The following is an 827-nucleotide window of genomic DNA, read 5'->3' as shown; positions in this document are numbered from 1 at the left end:
CCTTCGTCCTTCGACAGCACGTACACTTCGCCTTCGAACTCGGTGTGCGGCTTGATCGAACCCGGCTTGCACAGGACCTGACCGCGCTGGACGTCGTCACGCTTGGTGCCGCGCAGCAGCAGACCGGCGTTGTCGCCTGCCTGGCCCTGGTCCAGCAGCTTGCGGAACATTTCCACACCGGTCACGGTGGTCTTCTGGGTGTCGCGGATACCGACGATTTCGATTTCTTCGCCGACCTTGATCACGCCGCGCTCGATACGACCGGTCACCACGGTGCCGCGGCCCGAGATCGAGAACACGTCTTCCACCGGCATCAGGAAGGTCTTGTCCACGTCACGTTCCGGCAGCGGGATCCAGGTGTCCAGCGCCTCGACCAGCTTGATGATGGCCGGCACGCCGATCTCGCTCTGGTCGCCTTCCAGCGCCAGGCGGGCCGAACCCGCGATGATCGGGGTGTCGTCGCCCGGGAAGTCGTACTTGCTCAGCAGCTCGCGGACTTCCATTTCGACCAGTTCCAGCAGCTCGGCGTCGTCCACCATGTCGGCCTTGTTCAGGAACACGACGATGTACGGCACGCCGACCTGGCGCGACAGCAGGATGTGCTCGCGGGTCTGCGGCATCGGGCCGTCAGCAGCCGAACAGACCAGGATCGCGCCGTCCATCTGGGCAGCACCGGTGATCATGTTCTTGACGTAGTCAGCATGGCCCGGGCAATCGACGTGGGCGTAGTGACGCTCGGTGGATTCGTATTCGACGTGTGCGGTCGAGATCGTGATGCCACGGGCCTTTTCTTCCGGCGCGGCGTCGATCGCGGAGTAATCCTTGAA

The 827-nt window shown here is 63.7% G+C and carries 1 protein-coding gene; it reads right to left on the bottom strand.

What is annotated here, in order from left to right; translation table 11 throughout:
* Positions 1 to 827: elongation factor Tu (locus tag QMX79_RS20805; protein WP_282248468.1), on the bottom strand; the 827-nt coding region annotated here is incomplete at both ends.

The sequence above is a fragment of the Stenotrophomonas sp. PS02300 genome (genome assembly GCF_029959395.1).
GTDB lineage: Bacteria > Pseudomonadota > Gammaproteobacteria > Xanthomonadales > Xanthomonadaceae > Stenotrophomonas > Stenotrophomonas maltophilia_AD.
This window is presented reverse-complemented; position numbering and strand designations above follow the sequence as displayed.